This is a genomic window from Streptomyces sp. NPDC042002, assembly GCF_055588305.1.
In genome coordinates, this window is the sequence record NZ_JBVJCT010000002.1 from 475,995 (window position 1) to 492,677 (window position 16,683).

A 16,683-nucleotide genomic window follows, 5' to 3' on the forward strand; every position below is an offset into this window, starting at 1 on the left:
TTATGTGATCGATAGCAGATGGTCGTTGAGGGCTTCGGCGGGTGTCTTCCAACCGAGGCTTTTGCGGGGGCGACTGTTGAGCGTGGCAGCGACCGCCTCGATGTCCTCCGCTGCCCATCGGGAAAGGTCAGTGCCCTTCGAGAAGTATTGGCGCAACAAGCCGTTCGTGTTCTCGTTGGTGCCGCGCTGCCAGGGGCTGTGCGGATCGGCGAAGTAGACCGGGACGCCGGTCTCGATCGTGAACTGAGCGTGTGCCGAAAGCTCCTTGCCGCGGTCCCAGGTCAGCGACCGCCATAGTTGCCCGGGCAGGGTGCCGATTGTCGCCGCAAGCGCATAACAGGGCCTGGTAGATGGCCTCGTGGCTGATCCGCATGGACTCATCATCCGGGAAGTCGACCTTCAGCCGGCTCGCGATCTGCTCTGGGCTCCACGTCATGACCCACTGGCGGTCGCCGCGGTGCGGCTTGTTCCTTCCCTTGCACCGCGTGCCCTCCGGTCCCAGTGCCGTCCCGTCCGGGCGGCTGACCTGGCCCGAGAGCCTTTCCTGCACGTAGTCCCGCAGCCGGTCGTTCGCGGCCGGCTTCGCTGTCTTCGGACGCTGAGCCACAAGGTCGGCCTTCCACTGCGCGACCGACGCCCGGTAGTCCAACCGGCCGCCCCGGGTCGCGGCGTTGCGCCGTAGCTCCCGGGACACCGTCGAGGGATCCCGGCCGAGACGTCGCGCGGTCTCCCGGACTCCGATGCCCTGCGCCTTCAGGATCGCGATCTCTTCACGCTCGTGAAAGGACAGGTACCGGCCGGACTGCGGGGCAAGATCCATCGGTGGCATGCCGCCACCGTGCCGGAACCACCTGCAACCCGCTGCCTGGGATACGCCGACCGCAGCTGCCGCCTCCTCGGCGAGCAGCCCCTTCGCGATCTCCCGCCAGAACTGACGTTCCACTTCCAGCCGAAGCGCCGGCGCACCCGGGGACTTCATCGGTGACCGCCCGGTCAACGCCGCCATCCACCCTGCTGGCCTGCCCATCAACACCTCCGAGGACGAGGTGTTGCAACGACCGATTGAATCCGCCAGTTCGAAGGCCGTGAGGGTGAGTCTGCTGCCCGATGCTGTTCCGGCCGAGGCGTTCGCGAACGCCTCACGCTTTCGGGACGACCTTTTCGACTGTCTGACCACGCGCGGGGACGAACTGTTCGAGCTGGTGGACGCGTTGCTATGTGCGGACGGGCCGGTGACCACGCCGGTGGACCTCACGCTGACGGCCGAGCACCGGCGCGGGCACGGTGCGATGTATAAAGCATCACCGAACGCGACCAGCTCAGACGCTGAGCACGGCTTCAGAAGGGAACGACCAGCCCGGCTTCTCGCAATCCAAGCAATGCCCTGCCCATGCACTCGGCGGCCGAGGCCCCATCGGCCCTCATCCCACCCTCCAAGGGCCCACCAGAGGCTGCGAAGGTCCATGCCGGCTGACCGTCACGCATGCGTTCCGCGTCGACCCGGATCATGGCACCGACACCCTGCTCGCCGAGCCACTCCAGGATGGGCAGCGTCGCGTCCTCGATACCGCTGTCCAGATCCACCCTGGGCCGCCGCCCCGTTTCCTTGGCCATGGCCACAACCCTACTCAGGGGCTGGATTGGGCTTTCGCACGCTTCCAGACGGCTCAGACCATAAAGAACAAGCTAAGAGCGTCCGCCGGTAGGTCATCGGATACGGGGTTTCGTGGGCGGGTGTCCCGGCGGTAGGTCTCGGCGTGTCGCTCGCGCTCGGGCCTGTAACCGTCGGTGGAGCCACGCTTGGGGGCCTCACTCTTCGGCGATCCATTGGGAGAGGGAGAGCAGGGTGGTTTCGACGCTGTTCGTCATGTAGTCGCGGAGTGTGTCGAGGTCGCCGCGGGTGGTGCCCAGTACCGGGTCGAGGCGCAGGAGTTGCCAGGACTGCTCGACGACGGTTCCGCGTCCCTGGGGGTGGAAGGTCCAGCTCCACTGCACGATGCCGTCTTCGGTGCCGCCGACCACGAAGGTGAAGGCGTTGCCGGGGTCGGCTCGTACGATCTGGGAGCGGGTGGTCCATTCTCTGCCGTCCTTCTGATTGCGGCCGCTGAACCAGGCGCCGGCCCGGGGCCCGGCGTCCTGGTCGAACGTGACGTCGGTCGCGTTGGGGCTCCAGCGGCCGATCGCGGACACGTCACTGACCAGGTCATAGACCCGGGCGGGTGCGGCATCGACCCATACGCGTCGGGTGAAGGCGAAGGCTGATGCGTTCAGAGTTTCGAAGAGGTCGTGTTCGCTGGTGGTGGTGCTCAAGGCGTCCTCCGGGGTGTGTGCGGGGTGGTGCCGGGTCGGCGACGCCCACGTCATCACCAGTCCTGTCGGGGAGCCAGACCCGCTGGTGCCTATCCACAGTTGGGGCAGGCTGTGCGTTTCGGGTCGGCCCATACTCGGATCCATGACCGGAAAATCGCAGCTCGGGGACTTTCTGCAGGCGCGGCGCTCTCAGCTGCGTCCCGAGGATGTCGGGGTGCCCACCTACGGGGAGCGGCGGCGTGTGCCGGGTCTTCGGCGCGAGGAGTTGGCGCTGCTGGCGGGTGTGAGTGCCTCTTACTACACCCGGCTTGAGCAGGGGCAGTCGCTGAGCGCGTCGCCTGAGGTGCTGGACGCGATCGCCGGGGCTCTGCGGCTGGACGAGTCCGAGCGGCGGTACCTGCACGACCTGACCCAGGTGGACAGGCCTCGTACTCGGGGCCGGCGGCCTGCGCCGGAGCGTGTGACGGAGGCGACGGCTCAGTTGCTGGACGTGCTGGCGGACGTTCCCGCGATCGTGCTCGGCCGGCGCAGCGACGTGCTGGCGTGGAATCGCCTGGGTCACGCGCTGTTCGCCGGGCACCTGGACCCTGGCGCCCCGGACCTGTCGGCGCAGCGTCCCAACATGGCCAGACTGGTGTTCCTCGACGGTCATACCCGCGACCTGTACGCGGACTGGCCGGGCAAGGCCAGGGCGGTGGTGGGGAATCTGCGTCTGGTGGCGGCCCAGCATCCGCAGGACACGGCGTTGCACGCGCTGCTGGGTGAACTGAGCGCGAAGAGCGGTGAGTTCGCCTCGATGTGGGCCGACCATCGGGTCAAGGCGTGTGCCGTCGCCGCCTATGAGATGCGGCACCCCCTGGTCGGCCCGCTGACCGTCGTTCAGCAGACCCTCAGCCATGGGCCGGGCCCCAACATGGTGGTCGCCACCACGGAGGCGGGCTCGCCCTCACGGGCCGCGCTGGCCCTGCTCGCCCAGGTCATCACCCAGGACACCGTCCCGGCCGACCCGGCGCAGCCGGTGCCACGGGCCGACGCCGGCTGACCTCACGCAACGCCACCGGGCGCTCGGCCGGCACGTGCGAGCACCCGTTCCACCCGGGCACGGCTGACGACCAGCCGCCGGCATCAGCCCTCGGGGCCGCAGGGCCCCGAGCGGAATCCACCTGTCTCCACCCGTGCGTCGGCGTGTTGCTGTCGCATGCCCGAAAGCCAGTGAAGGAACCATGTTCAAGAAGATCTCCGCGCCCGCCGTGTCGGCGGCCGTCCTTGTCGCGGCCGCTGCCGCAGCGCTCAGCCCGGCTACGGCGTCGGCCGTCTCCGCCCCGCTGAGCAGCGCACGCATCGCCATGCACTTCGACCTGGCCAAGGGCCAGACGCCGGAGAACGTCGCCCTGGCACCGGGCGGCGCCGCGTACGTCACCTTCGCCGAGGGCCGCCAGATCGCCGAGGTCTCCCCCAAGGGCGCCATCCGGATCCTGGCCACCCTGCCCAAGCCCGCCGACGGGGGTGTCCACACCCCGGTGCTGGGCTTCCCGCTGACCGTCGGCATCGTCCGTGCCCACGACGGAACCCTGTACTTCCTCTACGCCACCGGCACCCCCGACCTCACCGGCGTGTGGCGCCTGCGCCCCGGCGGCGAACCCCAGCGGATCGCCGCGCTGCCCGCGAGCGGCCTGCCCAACGGCCTGGCGCTGGACGCACGTACCCGCACCCTCTACGTCACCGATTCCGTGCTGGGCACCATCTGGAGTCTGCCCACCACCGGCGGCACCCCCACTGCCTGGTCCACTGCCCCCGAGCTGGCCTCCACCGGCTTCCTCGGCGCCAACGGCCTGAAGGTCCATCACGGTGCTGTCTGGGCCACCAACCTCGACAAGGGCACCATCCTGCGCATCCCCATCCTCCGAGACGGGCGCGCCGGTTCGGTCCGGACCGAGGCCACCGGCCTGCCGGGGATCGACGACTTCGCCTTCACCGGCCGCGGCGACCGGCTGCTGGCCGCGCTCAACGGCCCCGGTGAGGTCGCGCTCGTCCAGCCCGACGGCAGCCACTCCATCGTGCTGACGCCGGCCGACGGCCTGCAGAACCCCACGTCCATCGCCCTGCGCGGCGCCACCGTCTACGTGCTGAGCGCCGCCTACGTCACCGCCAAGGACCCCAACCTGCTCCTCGCCCACCTGAACGACTAGCCCCGCGCCGGCCGAAAGCGCACCCCCGGGGAAGCACACCGGCCCCTCGGGCCGCCCCGCTCTGTCAACTCCCGCTCAGCCCGTCACGGCCGCCCCGGTCTCCCGGAAAGCCCGCACGTCAGGAGAACGTCATGCAGAACACGCACGAGCTCAAACTCGGCGACATCACTGTCACCCGCATCGAGGAGATGCACGGTCCGATCATGCCCCCGGACCAGTTCTTCCCCGACCTGCCCGAGCACGCCTGGCAGGAACACCGCGAGATGCTGGTTCCCGATCATCTGGGTGCCGACGACGCGATAGTCAACATCGCGATGCAGACCTGGCTGCTGCGCAGCGAGGGCCGGACCATCCTGATCGACACCGGCGTCGGCAACGACAAGACCCGCCCAGCCGTCGCCGGATGGGACCACCTGCGGCTGGACTACCTCGGCAACCTCGTCCGCGTCGGCGTGCGGCCCGAGGACGTCGACCTGGTGGTCAACACCCATCTGCACGTCGACCACGTCGGCTGGAACACCCGCCTGATCGACGGTGCCTGGGTACCCACGTTCCCGAACGCCACCTACCTGATGCCCAAGGCCGACTTCGAGTTCTGGAACCCGGCGAACAACCCGGACATCGCCGGCGGCGTCAACGAGAACGTCTTCGAGGACAGCGTCGCCCCCGTGCACGCCGCGGGCCAGGTCCAGTTGTGGGAGGAAGGCCACACCATCGACGCCGGCCTGCGCCTGGAAGCAGCCCCCGGCCACACGCCCGGATCCAGCGTCGTCAAGCTGACCTCCGGAAGCGACCGGGCCCTGTTCGCCGGCGACCTGATGCACACCCCTCTGCAGGTCGCACACCCCGACCACAACAGCTGCTTCTGCCAGGACCCGGCCCAGGCCCGCACCACCCGCCGCAGGCTGCTCGGCTGGGCCGCCGACACGGGCGCCCTCGTTCTGCCCGCCCACTTCAGCGGCCACAGCGCCCTCGAAGTCGAGCACAAGGGCAGCGGATTCGCGATCAAGAAGTGGGCGCCGATCACCCGGTACTGACCCCGACTCCACCCCGCCGCCGCTCCGGCCACCCCGGAGCGGCGGCACCCACCTGAGCAACCAGCAGCCAGGAGAGCCGAGATGGCACCCGCCGATCCCGCCACCGTCACCACCACCTCAGGCCCGATCCGTGGTCGCCTCCACCGACACGGGTCCGTCTTCCTCAATGTGCCCTACGGCGCACCGCCCGTCGGACGCAGGCGTTTCGCCGCACCGAGCCCGCACGAACGGTGGACCGGGATCCGTGACGCGACGCAACCGGGACCGACTGCGCCCCAGCCCGCCCGGGACTCCTTCGGCACCCTCGACATGTCGCCCTACTTCGGCCCGGGCTGGCAGCGCGGCGACGACTACCTCACCGTGAACATCTGGGCCCCGCAGCCGGATGGACCGCCCCGGCCGGTCATGGTGTTCGTGCACGGCGGCGGGTTCGTCGCGGGCTCCATCCGTGCACCGCTCTACGACGGAACGGCTTTCGCCCGCGACGGCGTCGTCCTGATCACCGTCAACTACCGCCTGGGCATCCCCGGCTTCCTGCACCTGCCCGACGCCCCGGACAACCGCGGCATGCTCGACGTCCTGGCCGCCCTGCACTGGATCCGGGAGAACGCCGCACGCTTCGGCGGCGACCCCGGCAACCTCACGCTCTTCGGCCAGTCCGCCGGAGCCGTCATCGTCGGCGGCATCCTGGCCGACCCGGCATCTTCGGGCCTGGTCCGACGGGTGATCATCCAGAGCGGCAGTGGCACCGGCGCCTTCACTCCCGACCAGGCGGGCATCGTCACCGCGGCGGTCGGACGCGAGCTGGACCTCGACCCCACCGCCAAGACCCTGGCCGACGTCCCCGACGAGCGCCTCGTCACCGCCATGGCCGGCCTGACCGGCCTGGACCTGCGCACGTCCACCCACCACGACCCGCTCGGCGGAATCACGTCCTTCAGCCTGGTCAGCGAGCACCAGCCGGCCACCGCGGTCGCCGCCGGCCAGGGAGGCGAGGTCGACCTCCTGATCGGCGCCAACCTCGACGAGGGCAGTCTCTACCTGGCCCCACTGGGACTCCTGGCGAACACCACTGACGCCGATGTCCGGGACACCGCGGCACGGTTCCACCCCGAGCCCGACGAAGCCGTCCGTGCCTACCGGGCACAGCACCCGTCCGCCTCAGCCGCCGATCTGCGCACCACCATCCTCGGTGACGGGCTGTTCACAGCCGGCACCCGGAAGATGGCCGCCGCACACGCGAGCGCCGCGACCGGAGGGACGTACTGCTACGAATTCGTCTGGCGCTCCGACGCGAACGACGGGCGACTGGGCGCCAGCCATGTCATGGAGTTGCCGTTCGTCTTCGACCGCCTGTCCCTGCCATCGCTGCGCGGCCCACGAGGGCTCCTCGGCAACGCCGAACCGCCCGCCCCACTCGCCACGCGGATCCACCGATCGTGGATCCGGTTCGCCGAGACCGGCAATCCCGGCTGGCCCGTCCACGAACCGGCCGGAGGCCACGTCCAGCACATCGGCGTCGCCTGACCGCCAACCGCGGCCGAGCGCGCCGAGCGCCGCCGCGCATGGCGCGTCGACGGCAGGGAAGGCCCGGCTTGGCGTCGCGTTCCGGATCGGGCGGCTCCACGCGCGTTTTGGTCCGCTGTCCGGTGGTGGCGTCGCCGGCCGGCCGTTCGACGAGGCGGAGGCTCTCGGTGTACGGGGCCGGCGTAAGGCCTTGCGTCTGAACTGAAGCGTTCACGGGAACTTCCGGTGACTGCCAGTGTCAGTGAGGTTTTCTCAATGAAGATCACTTCCAGTGGTTGTTGAGGACCGGTGCAGCGCGGGCGATGTCACCGATCCGTGTGGGGCTGAGGCTGATGCGCTTCAACGTGCGCCAGCGTTCCTTGAGTTCGGCGGCGGTGCGTTCGCCGAGGGCTCGGACGTGTCTGATCAGGGCGTTCGTCGTGCGGGTGTCGATGTCCAGGGCCTTCTCGGAGCGGCCCTTGGGGCGGCGAACGGGGGCACGGATCCCGATCCCGGCGCCGATGTATCCCTTGTCGGCCGGGGTGGGCAGGCCATCGGCGCCGGCTTTGTACAGCGTCGGCAGCACGTGCAGCCGCGCGGCCGTGATGTCCGGCGTGGAGCCCGGCTCCACATCCGGGATCCACAAAGGCGTGCCGTCTGGAGCGGACAGGAACGGGATGTTGCCGCCGAAACTCTTGTGTTTCTGGATGGACCACAGGTCGTTGCCGTTCTCGCGGACACCGGCGACCCGGTCGCATGCGATCAATGCGCCGTCCAGTACCAGGTGTGTCATGCCCTCGGCGCGGCAACGGTCCAACACCGCATGCAGGTCGGGGTTTGGTCTGCGAGGACGTCGATGCCCTCGTGCAGGTAGAGGTAGAGGTAGAGGTAGAGGTAGAGGTAGAGGTAGAGGTAGCCGGTTGCCTGGGTTACCCCGGCGTCCCGGGCAAGACAGTGCACACAGCCTCGCTCACGGAACCAGCGCAGTACCAGCACCGCCTGACGGAACGGGCCCAGCGCCCGCGCCCCCTTCGGGGTTCCGATCCGTCGACGGTGCACGGCCAGCAACCGGGCCAGGTACTCCACGACGTGGCGCGGGACGTCGGGCGTGGCGATGTGGGTGACCAACGTGAAGCCTCTGGTGGCTGCGGCAATGATCTTGCGGTGAGAGCTGTCCTACCAGGGGCTTTACGTGCGTCTGCGGTCGGGTGTGGTCCGTCCGGCCCACCTTCGCCAAGCGGTGGTTCACACCGCTTCGCGCAGGTCATTTCGCTGAGAGAACGTCACTGGCCGGCCCGTCCTTCCCAGGGCTCGGCGGACCAGCCGGCTAACGTGCCACGCGGTAGCGGAGGTAGACGACTCCCGAGCGGAAGGTGCGGGTCTCGACGAGTTCGAGATCCACCCGGCGCTCGTGCCGGGGGAAGAACGGAATGCCACCGCCGACCAGCACCGGGTGGACCCTGGCCCGGTACTCGTCGACCAGACCCGACGCGGCCGCCTCGGCGGCGAGAGTCGCGCCGCCGATCGCGATGTTGCCGTCCCCCGGCTCGGCTCGCAACCGCTCGATCTCCTCCGCCAGGCCGCCGGAGACCCGGCGCGCATTGCCCTGTACCGCCGAGAGCGTGGTGGAGAACACCACCTTGGGGAGCGACTTCCAGATCGCGGCAAACTCGAGCGTTGAGAAGTCGAGCGATGGATTCTGGTCGGCGGTCTCCCAGTACAGCATCGTCTCGTACAGCCGTCGTCCCAGCAGGTGGACGCCGACCTCTCGGATCTCGTCGGTGGCGGAGCGAAAGACCTCCTCGTCGGGCGCCGTCCAGTCGAAGCCGCCGTCCGGCCCGACGATGTAGCCGTCCAGTGAGACGTTCATCGAATAGGTCACGCTGCGCATCAGAAGTCCTCCTCGGTGACGGGTTCGACAGTACGACCGCCGGACGCCGCAGGACTCATCGCGGCTCGCGAGATCCCCTGGGCCGAGTCACCTCACGAGATCCTCGCGGTGTCCGGCCTCGGGCGCACCCGGCTCGCCAAGTCCGTGCACGACGCGGGATGGTCCGCGTTCGTCACCATGCTGGAGTACAAGGCGGTCAAGCACGGCCGCACCTTCGCCAAGGTGGACCGGGCCTTCCCGTCCTCTCAAGCCTGCTCGGCCTGCGGATTCCGGGACGGCCCCAAGCCCCTGCACGTGCGGGAGTGGACATGTGGCCAGTGCCATACGGTCCACGACCGCGACCACAACACAGCACGTAACGTCCTGTTCGAAGGACGCCGCATCGGCGCCGCCGGACGGGTGGAGACGCCAAACGCCTGCGGAGCGCCGGTAAGACGGGCACACGTGCCCGCACAGCGCGTTGAAGCAGGAAGCCCCCGGACGGGTCAGACGACCCAGGCCGGAATCCCTGGACTTTAGGCCAGGGAGCACGTCAATCTGGTCCGCCCATGATGTGTCGACTGTGGCGCCAAACCTGAGTGTTGAGCCAGGACGGGCTACCCGTCCGCAAGGCGTGCCGTCAGGTCCATGGCCTCTTGGGTGAGTCTGATGTGCAGGCCGGCATTGTCCTGCGTGGCGATCGGGGTGAAGCTGCCCTCCTGCCACCAGAACGCCGAGGGGCTCAGCGCGCCCGGTGACTCCTCGAAGCCCACTGCAGCGAACCGGGCCATGGCATGGAGCGAAGGGGCCACGCCTCTGTCGCGGACGACGTGGAAGGCGAGTTGATGCCGGTGCGGCAGCGCGACCAGGATTCCGTCCGGGGCCGACGCGTCCTTGGTACAGCGGCGTACGACCTCGTCGAGGACGAGGGCGAGGCTCGCTTCGAAGATTTTGGAGCATAACCGCCCCAGGCCCGGCGACGTCTTCAGACGTTCACGCCTGGGCCGTCCTGGCGCGGGGCACACCGGACTCGTCCGTTGTCACCGAGTTCCGCAGGCTGCCGAGGGTGGATCATTTCGGCCGGCGCAGTGTCCGCCGGAGCGTGTCGAAGGCGGTGGGGCGTGGCCGGTCCGACAGGAAGTCACGGATGTGAAGGGCGCATTGTGCCGGAGAGCGGAGGCTGGTGTCGACGTCCAGGTCATGCAGCTCGTGGGAGTGCACCTGGCCGTACTGCAGGGCGGCCAGTCCGCGCTGTCGGTCGCCGCGTTCGATCTCGCGGCGCTCCAGCTCGGGCAGCGGGCAGCGGACCCCGACCAGAATGGTGTCTTCGGGGACGAGCAGGTCGAGGAGGTCCAGCAGTCGCCAGCGGCGGCTGAGCGGGTGGTCGACGACGAGGTTGTTGCCACCTGCGGCCATGCCGGCGACGGCGCGGTGGAATCCCTTGACCGTGCGGTCGATCTCCGCCTGGAGGTCCTCGTCGGACATCGCGCGCCCGCCGCGCCCACCGCGCATGGCGTGGAAGGCGTCCACCGGCATGTGGAACCACGTTCCGTCGAGGAGGTCGAGCAGTGCCCGGGCGATGCTGGTTTTGCCGGAGCTGGACGTGCCGTTGAGCAGGATCACCGTGCCCCCGGATGCGGTGTCGGGGATACAAGCGTGAGCCGGGTCCGCGGTTTCCGCAGCCGCTTCGGGCGCCATGTGTCATCCCTTCCGTCCGCAGCGTAGGCCTCGAACTGGGTGTGCTGCCGTCCCGATCATCGCAGGCACAAGAAGCCGGAGAACGGCCGGTGCTACGTCCATCCCTCGGCCGAGGGGATCCCCGCGGTGAGCGGCCCGCCCGCGCCCGGCGGCAGCGGGCGGTGAAGGGCGCGCGGGCCGCTTGCGGTCACTGGCCGGGTGGGGACTTCGGCAGCTCAGACGGCCGGCTGTCCGTGGTCCGGGCCCGGCGGCCCTCTGCCGCGCCGCCTGACCGCTCTGCCGCCCGGGCCGTCGGACGGTCTGCCGTGCCTTCCTTGAAGAGTCCGTCCTCGCGGTTGAGACCGGCGAAGTCGGCGTCCGGTCTCGGGTGGGGTCCGAGGCCGGTGGCCTGCTGATAGGACGCCGCCAGAGCCAACGGATCAGGGCAGTCGAGAGTCATCGCGCTCAACTTCATCTGCAGGGGCATGGCACCTCCGGGTCGGCCAGTGGACTTCATCGATGAACAGCCTGGAGACCGCCGCCTACGGCTGAGCGGGACACCGGTCATGCTCCGGTCCCATGGTCCGGGCGTGCTGCAGCTTGCGGGTGAAGCGGTGCATGTGGGGGTCGAGCAGCTCGTCGGACTCCTCGAGCACCTGTTCGTCGGTCAGCCACCGGATGGCGTTGAACTCGCCCTGGTCGTAGGAGGTGACGGCGCGGGCGTCGGCGTCGAGGAGGTACCAGAGCGAGACATCGGTGTGCGCGTGCTGTCCCCGGGTTCGGGTGACGGTGAGGAAGAGGGGGCGCTCGCCGGTGATCGGTGATGCCACGGCCTCGATGGCCAGCTCCTCACGGCATTCGCGGACCACCGCGGCCCACGGGTCCTCACCCGGCTCGACGTGGCCCCCGGCCGGCAGCCACAGGCCCGCCTTGCGGTGCGCGACGAGCAGCAACTGCGCGCGCCTCTCGTCGAGGACGACGAAGTAGCTCACCAAGTGCATCGCCGGAACATCCGGCTTGCGCACCCGGTGGAGCGGGGCTCCGCCGGCGATCCACCGCGTGGCGGTCTCCAGATGGGCGCGCTCCAGGTCGTCCCACGGTTCGATGGCGCCGACCAGCCCCAGAAGCTGGGCACGCGGCTGATCGTCAGAGGCGGTGAGGAGGCGGCCGGTTGAGGTCATCCACACATCCTGGCAAGCGGCACTGACATTGATGCTGATACTCAGGTTCCGGTGGTCATGGTTCGGGCGCAGGCCCTCCTTCGACGCGGCGTGGCCGTCACTCGGTGTGCAGGACTCGGGCGATGGTCTGCCGTGCCGCCGCACGCGCCGGTATCACCGCGCCCAGCGCGGCGATCACCACCCCGGCCAGCGCCGGCAGCGCCATCGACCCGGGGTGCCACACGTCCAGCATCCGTGCGGGGAAGGCGGGACGGGCGTTGTGCTCGGTGGGGTTCGAGTCGTGGCTGGAGCGGGATCCCGGCTGCCCGTCCGTTCGGACGGTGTGTCAGACCATGGCGAGCCGGTCCACCAGCAGCTCCACCCTCCGCTCGGCGTCCGCCGGCGGCAGCCGTCCCGCCCGGGTCAGGGTCGCAAGGCCGTGCAGGGCCGCCCAGAACACCTCGGTGAACAGTCCCGGGTGGACGCCGTCCCCGGCGACCTCGCCGAGGCTTTCCAGCAGGGCGGCGAAAGCGTCCTTCAGCGGCTCCGGGGTGTCCTCGTGCGCGAACGCCAGGCCGCCGTCGAGCTGGAACATGGCGTCGTAGACCGCCGGGTTGCGCTCGGCGAAGTCGAGGTACGTGCGGGCGAGGGCGGTGACCCGGGTGCGAGGGCCGTCCGCGGCGGAGGTCGCGGCCCGCAGCGCCGCGGCCATCTCGGCGGCACCCTCGAGGGCGACGGCGCCGATGATCTCGCGCTTGCCGCGGAAATGGCTGTAGAGGACGGGTTGGCTGTACTCGATGCTCTCGGCGAGCCGGCGGGTGGTGACCGCGTCCCAGCCCTGCTGCTCGGCGAGTTCGCGGGCCGTCGCCACGATGAGGCGCTCGCGCTCCGCCCGTTCGCGTTGCTTGCGTTCCTGTACCGACATGATGTGATCCTAGCATCGCTAGACAATGGAGCGGCAGTAGTACTAGCGTTGCCTCATCACCTAGCGATGCTATATCTCGGGAGGGGTCATCATGCTCAACGCACTCGAGGTCGTCACCACCGTGATCGTCGGCCTGATGGTGGGGGTGGAGTTCTCCGTCGCCTTCGTCATGAACCCGATCCTCAACGCACTCCCCGAGGACAGCGGCCAACTCGGCCATGCCCACGGGGGCCGGATGCTCGGCGCCGTGATGCCGGTCTGGTACATCGGCTCGCTCGTCCTCGTCGTGGTCTGGGCCATCGCCGGATGGCACCACCACGGCACCGGCCTCGTCGTCACCGCCGGCGCGCTGCTGATGCTCAGCGTGGTCATGTCGATCCTGCTGCTCGTCCCGATCAACAACCTGAACAAGACGTGGACCCCTGACAACCGGCCCGCCGACTGGAAGCAGCAGTTGCACCGCTGGAACCGCTTCCACCACGTCCGCGTCGCCGTCATCATCGCCGCCTTCACCCTGCTCGTCGCCGCCCTCGCCTGAGCCCGCGGGCCGAGACCGCGCAGGTGGCAGCACTCCTCCGCTCCGCGGGCGGTGGCCGGCGATTCGCACGGATCCGCACCGCCCTCGGAACCCAGGACCAGGCCCCCTCTGCCGGAGGTTCTGCCGCCACCGGGATCGCGACTTCCGGGAAAGCCGGGTCGTTCGAGAACCCCGGGCCTCCGCCCCTCCGGGGGCCTCCGCCTTCTCGAACGGCCTGGCATCCCAGCAGGCCGACGGCTCGCTGTCTGACAGATGCGCTGCGACAGGACACTTCTCGGCGTTCGTGCGGTGGTGGCGGGTGTCCGCCCGGAGGCCAAGGAGGGGTTCCCCGTTCCGGGGCGGGCCCCGGCCGGGCTCGTCCGGGGCCCGTATCCCCGGCACCGGACCGCGGGGTGTCGAGCTTTCCGAAGCACTACGCTGCCGCCAAGCGCTCTTTCGGAACTCGGTACCTGGGACTGCCATGGCTGTCATCCTCGACACCTTGACCGTGCCTGCCGAGGATCGCGCCGAGCGCGTGCGGGTGGCCATGGCTGAGACAAGCGCTTCGTCCGTCGCGCTCCTGGGGGACGGGCAACCGGTCAGCGCCCGTTTGGACGTGTGGCAGCTGGGCGAAAGCTATCTGTTCCGTGCCGCGACGTCGTCGGTGCGGATGTCCCGCAGCGAAAGACAGGCGCGGCGGGATCCGGTGCCGCTGCTCGCGCTGGCGGTGCAGGAGCATGGCGAGGGACTTCAGCGGCAGTTCGAGCCACTGGGAAGAGTGCGCCCCGGCACCCTGATGGGCATGGACATGACCGAGGCGTTCGAGTTCTCCTGGTCCCGCCAGGGGGCCTCACGGGCGTTGATGATGCCACTCGAACAGCTCGACGTGCCGACGGGGCTGCTTCAGTACGCTCTGCCGCGGCTGGCTCGCAGTCCGCTCTACGACTTGGTGACGACCCACATCGTCGGACTCTTCGACGCGGCCGACGCCCTGAGCGCACACCCTTTGGCGGCGGAGGTCGCCAGTTCCAGCGTTGACCTCGCTCGCGCGCTGGTCACGTCACTGTCCCCCGATGCGGCCACTCGGCGTGAGGCTGCCGCTCAGACGCTGTGGGTGCGTATTCGCGGGTACGTGCGCCAGAACCTGCGCGATCCCGGCCTGAACGCCGGCTCGATCGCGGCCGCCCACAACATCTCGGTGCGGAAGCTGTACGGCGTGTGCGCGGCGGTCGACGTCAGCCTGGAGCAACTGATCATCGGTCTCCGTTTACAGGGGGTCCGTGCCGAACTGTCGCTACCGGCGGCACGGTTGCGTTCGATCGAGTCGGTTGCCCGTGGGTGGGGCTTTCGCAACGTCAGCCACTTCACGCGACGGTTCGGCCAGGAGTTCGGAGTCAGTGCGCGCGAATGGCGCAGCATGCGCGAAACCGCGCCGCGGCAGCGTTCGAACAAGGGCATCGCCGGTCACGCGGGATGCGTCATCTGCCGTGCGGTCAGCCGACGCTCTTGAGGGCGTCGAGGATGACCTGGGTGACGGCGTCGGGCTGAGAGATCATGATGACGTGGGAGCCTTCGATCTCGGTGATGTCGGCACCGGCGCGCTGGGCCATCTCGCGCACGACATCGCTGCCGGCGGCGGTGTCGGCGGTGGCGACGGCGGCCCACACGGGCAGGTCCTTCCAGGCGGCGGGGCCGCTCTTCTCGGCGAACGCGCCGGCCGCGATCGGGCGTTGCGAGAGGCCGTAGACGTCGGACTGCAGCTGGGGCAGGTCGGCGGTGAAGACCGCGCGGAACTTCGCGGCGTCGATGAGGACCTCGGTGGCGGTCCCGGCGCCATCGCCGGTGGGGTACTGGTACTCCTCCAGCGCGGTGGTCAGGACACTGTCCTTGGAGCGGGCCACGATGTCGCCCAGGACCTCGCCCTCGTCGGGAGCGAAGGCCGCGACGTAGACCAGGCCGACCACATTGCCGGTCTTGGGGACGGCATTGGTGATGACCGCGCCGCCGTAGGAGTGTCCGACCGCCAGGACCGGACCGGGGATCTGGTTGATCATGCCGGCCACGTACGCGGCGTCGTGGCCGATACCGCGCAGCGGGTTGACGATCGCGCGCACCGGCACCCCGGCCGTCACCAGACGCTCGGTCACGAACGCCCAGCTGCCCGCGTCGGCGAACGCGCCGTGTACCAGGACAACGGTGGGACCTGAGGGATTCGCGGAGTCAGTCATCTTCATCTCCTGGCGATGGGTAGGCGCGGCGTCGGTCATCCGACGGCGCTGAAGGCTGCTCGGCTGTCGCAGCCACCCCTAAGGTCGCCGCACCTGGCCTCTGGCCTCGGACCGATCACGCATGACTTCTTTGCTGTGCGTGCACATTTTCAGGCGAGGCACGACCGGGGTGGGAGGATCGACACGCCGGCAATCGACTGGCCGGCACAGGATTCGCAGGATCACCGGTTCACCGGCGAAGGGCGGTGCCCACCATGTCCGTCTTGCTCGACACGAGCCCGCTGCCGGCCGGCGACCGCGCCGACGCGTTGCAGTCCGTCCTCACCGGCGCGACGGCGGCGCACGACCTTCGCCTCCTCGGACCGCCGGACAGAGTCCACGCGCGCCTCGAACACTGGCAGCTCAACCCCGACGTCGCGCTGCTCCACCAGGCCAGCTCCGGTGTCAGCCACACCCGGACCGCCCGACACGCGCGCAAGGACGGGCCGGAACGGGTGGTCTTCGTGCTGCACGACGGCGGACCGGGCAGCTACGTCCACCAGGGCAACACCTACCCGCTGCACCGCGGTGCCCTGTACGTCACCGACCTCAATTCCCGCTACTCGTACACCAGGCCAGGGCACGGCATCGCACGCATCGTCCAGGTCGAACGCTCGGCACTCGGCCTGACCATGGAACAGGTCGAGTCCGCCGCCGCGCACCTACGGGCGAGCCCGTTCTACGACCTCCTGCGCGGCCACATCGCCACCCTGTGCACCACCGCCCCGGCCCTGGCCGCCGACTACCGCACAAGCCTGGCACCCATCACAGCCAACCTCGCCTCGACGCTGCTGCGCACGACGGTCCCGACCGACGACCGCACCTCGCGAGACGCCGCGAACGGCTACCTGGTGGACCGAGCCGCCCTGTTCATGCGGAGGAACTTCTCCCGCCCCGAGCTCACGGCCGAGGAGATCGCCGATGAGCTCGGCGTCTCCGTGAGACACCTCTTCCAGCGCTGGTCCACTCAGCCCGAAACCCTGGCCGAGACCCTCCTGGGCATTCGGCTGAGCGCCGCACGCTCCCTGCTGACGGTGCGGCCGCAGCTGCCGGTCAACGTCGTCGCCCACCGTTGCGGCTTTGCCGACGCGTCACACTTCAGCCGCCGCTTCCGCCATGCCTACGGCGTCACACCCACCCAGTACCGCCACAGCCCATGCGCACGTACGACCTTTCGCGTGTCGGCGAAACAGTGAACACCGGCCCCGGGCCGCCCCGAGACTCC

At 69.5% G+C, this 16,683-nt stretch carries 17 protein-coding genes and 4 pseudogenes; 9 read left to right on the forward strand and 12 right to left on the reverse strand.

From position 1 onward, the window contains the following. Positions 1–1,006 (reverse strand): annotated as a pseudogene (locus ACZ6KY_RS04905) (IS30 family transposase). An 85-nt stretch (positions 1,007–1,091) separates the two neighbouring features. Between ACZ6KY_RS04905 and ACZ6KY_RS04910 the strand changes: the two are divergent. Continuing rightward, a pseudogene (locus tag ACZ6KY_RS04910) lies at positions 1,092–1,301 on the forward strand (NF041680 family putative transposase); the annotation flags it as partial. 37 nt (positions 1,302–1,338) lie between these two features. On the opposite strand, the gene ACZ6KY_RS04915 reads toward ACZ6KY_RS04910, so the two are convergent. Both ACZ6KY_RS04915 and ACZ6KY_RS04920 read right to left on the reverse strand, forming a co-directional pair. Continuing rightward, on the reverse strand, positions 1,339–1,614 hold the full coding sequence (locus ACZ6KY_RS04915; protein WP_469308875.1) for a hypothetical protein: 276 nt from the start codon (positions 1,612–1,614) through the stop codon (positions 1,339–1,341). A 195-nt stretch (positions 1,615–1,809) separates the two neighbouring features. Beyond that, a complete protein-coding gene (locus ACZ6KY_RS04920) occupies positions 1,810–2,364 on the reverse strand; it encodes an SRPBCC family protein (RefSeq protein WP_469308876.1) in 555 nt (184 codons plus the stop codon). A gap of 88 nt (positions 2,365–2,452) precedes the next feature. On the opposite strand from ACZ6KY_RS04920, the gene ACZ6KY_RS04925 reads away from it, so the two are divergent. From ACZ6KY_RS04925 to ACZ6KY_RS04940, 4 genes are all read left to right on the forward strand, one after another. Next, positions 2,453–3,352, forward strand: a complete 900-nt coding sequence (locus tag ACZ6KY_RS04925) for a helix-turn-helix domain-containing protein (protein WP_469308877.1) — start codon at positions 2,453–2,455, stop codon at positions 3,350–3,352. 181 nt (positions 3,353–3,533) lie between these two features. Continuing rightward, positions 3,534–4,499: an SMP-30/gluconolactonase/LRE family protein gene (locus ACZ6KY_RS04930; protein ID WP_469308878.1), complete on the forward strand. Its 966-nt coding sequence runs from the start codon at positions 3,534–3,536 to the stop codon at positions 4,497–4,499. Positions 4,500–4,630: 131 nt separating this feature from the next. Further along, complete coding sequence (locus tag ACZ6KY_RS04935) at positions 4,631–5,536, forward strand: MBL fold metallo-hydrolase (protein ID WP_469308879.1); 906 nt, start codon at positions 4,631–4,633, stop codon at positions 5,534–5,536. 81 nt (positions 5,537–5,617) lie between these two features. Beyond that, on the forward strand, positions 5,618–7,063 hold the full coding sequence (locus tag ACZ6KY_RS04940) for a carboxylesterase/lipase family protein (RefSeq protein ID WP_469308880.1): 1,446 nt from the start codon (positions 5,618–5,620) through the stop codon (positions 7,061–7,063). A 262-nt stretch (positions 7,064–7,325) separates the two neighbouring features. Here the strand turns inward: ACZ6KY_RS04940 and ACZ6KY_RS04945 are convergent. Both ACZ6KY_RS04945 and ACZ6KY_RS04950 read right to left on the reverse strand, forming a co-directional pair. Then, positions 7,326–8,170 (reverse strand): annotated as a pseudogene (locus ACZ6KY_RS04945) (transposase family protein). 199 nt (positions 8,171–8,369) lie between these two features. Beyond that, the gene (locus ACZ6KY_RS04950; protein WP_469308881.1) at positions 8,370–8,933 is read right to left on the reverse strand and encodes a dihydrofolate reductase family protein; all 564 of its coding nucleotides are present in this window, start codon (positions 8,931–8,933) and stop codon (positions 8,370–8,372) included. A 15-nt stretch (positions 8,934–8,948) separates the two neighbouring features. Here ACZ6KY_RS04950 and ACZ6KY_RS04955 point away from each other — a divergent pair, with 15 nt between their 5' ends. Next, entirely contained in the window at positions 8,949–9,452 is a 504-nt protein-coding gene (locus ACZ6KY_RS04955) for a zinc ribbon domain-containing protein (RefSeq protein WP_469308882.1), read from the forward strand. A gap of 77 nt (positions 9,453–9,529) precedes the next feature. On the opposite strand, the gene ACZ6KY_RS04960 is transcribed toward ACZ6KY_RS04955, so the two are convergent. The 6 genes and pseudogenes from ACZ6KY_RS04960 to ACZ6KY_RS04985 all read right to left on the reverse strand — a co-directional run bounded on the left by ACZ6KY_RS04960 (position 9,530) and on the right by ACZ6KY_RS04985 (position 12,674). Then, a complete protein-coding gene (locus ACZ6KY_RS04960; protein WP_469308883.1) occupies positions 9,530–9,937 on the reverse strand; it encodes a hypothetical protein in 408 nt (135 codons plus the stop codon). Between the two features lie 46 nt (positions 9,938–9,983). Continuing rightward, positions 9,984–10,610, reverse strand: coding sequence for a phosphotransferase-like protein (locus ACZ6KY_RS04965; protein ID WP_469308884.1), 627 nt, complete (start codon positions 10,608–10,610; stop codon positions 9,984–9,986). A gap of 319 nt (positions 10,611–10,929) precedes the next feature. Beyond that, positions 10,930–11,076: pseudogene (locus tag ACZ6KY_RS04970) on the reverse strand (VOC family protein); the annotation flags it as partial. 55 nt (positions 11,077–11,131) lie between these two features. Beyond that, positions 11,132–11,770: an NUDIX domain-containing protein gene (locus ACZ6KY_RS04975; protein ID WP_469308885.1), complete on the reverse strand. Its 639-nt coding sequence runs from the start codon at positions 11,768–11,770 to the stop codon at positions 11,132–11,134. A 97-nt stretch (positions 11,771–11,867) separates the two neighbouring features. Further along, the gene (locus tag ACZ6KY_RS04980; protein WP_469308886.1) at positions 11,868–12,002 is read right to left on the reverse strand and encodes a hypothetical protein; all 135 of its coding nucleotides are present in this window, start codon (positions 12,000–12,002) and stop codon (positions 11,868–11,870) included. Positions 12,003–12,095: 93 nt separating this feature from the next. Continuing rightward, entirely contained in the window at positions 12,096–12,674 is a 579-nt protein-coding gene (locus ACZ6KY_RS04985) for a TetR/AcrR family transcriptional regulator (protein ID WP_469308887.1), read from the reverse strand. Between the two features lie 91 nt (positions 12,675–12,765). On the opposite strand from ACZ6KY_RS04985, the gene ACZ6KY_RS04990 reads away from it, so the two are divergent. Continuing rightward, the gene (locus ACZ6KY_RS04990) at positions 12,766–13,212 is read left to right on the forward strand and encodes an anthrone oxygenase family protein (RefSeq protein WP_469308888.1); all 447 of its coding nucleotides are present in this window, start codon (positions 12,766–12,768) and stop codon (positions 13,210–13,212) included. A 460-nt stretch (positions 13,213–13,672) separates the two neighbouring features. Further along, positions 13,673–14,701, forward strand: a complete 1,029-nt coding sequence (locus ACZ6KY_RS04995) for a helix-turn-helix domain-containing protein (RefSeq protein WP_469308889.1) — start codon at positions 13,673–13,675, stop codon at positions 14,699–14,701. Here ACZ6KY_RS04995 and ACZ6KY_RS05000 read toward each other — a convergent pair. Continuing rightward, a complete protein-coding gene (locus tag ACZ6KY_RS05000; protein ID WP_469308890.1) occupies positions 14,685–15,419 on the reverse strand; it encodes an alpha/beta fold hydrolase in 735 nt (244 codons plus the stop codon). The two genes, ACZ6KY_RS04995 and ACZ6KY_RS05000, sit on opposite strands and share 17 nt — an antisense overlap. 263 nt (positions 15,420–15,682) lie before the next feature. Here ACZ6KY_RS05000 and ACZ6KY_RS05005 point away from each other — a divergent pair, with 263 nt between their 5' ends. Continuing rightward, positions 15,683–16,654 carry a helix-turn-helix transcriptional regulator gene (locus ACZ6KY_RS05005; protein WP_469308891.1) on the forward strand — a complete coding sequence of 324 codons (972 nt, stop codon included), beginning with the start codon at positions 15,683–15,685 and terminating at the stop codon, positions 16,652–16,654. Positions 16,655–16,683 lie beyond the last annotated feature (29 nt).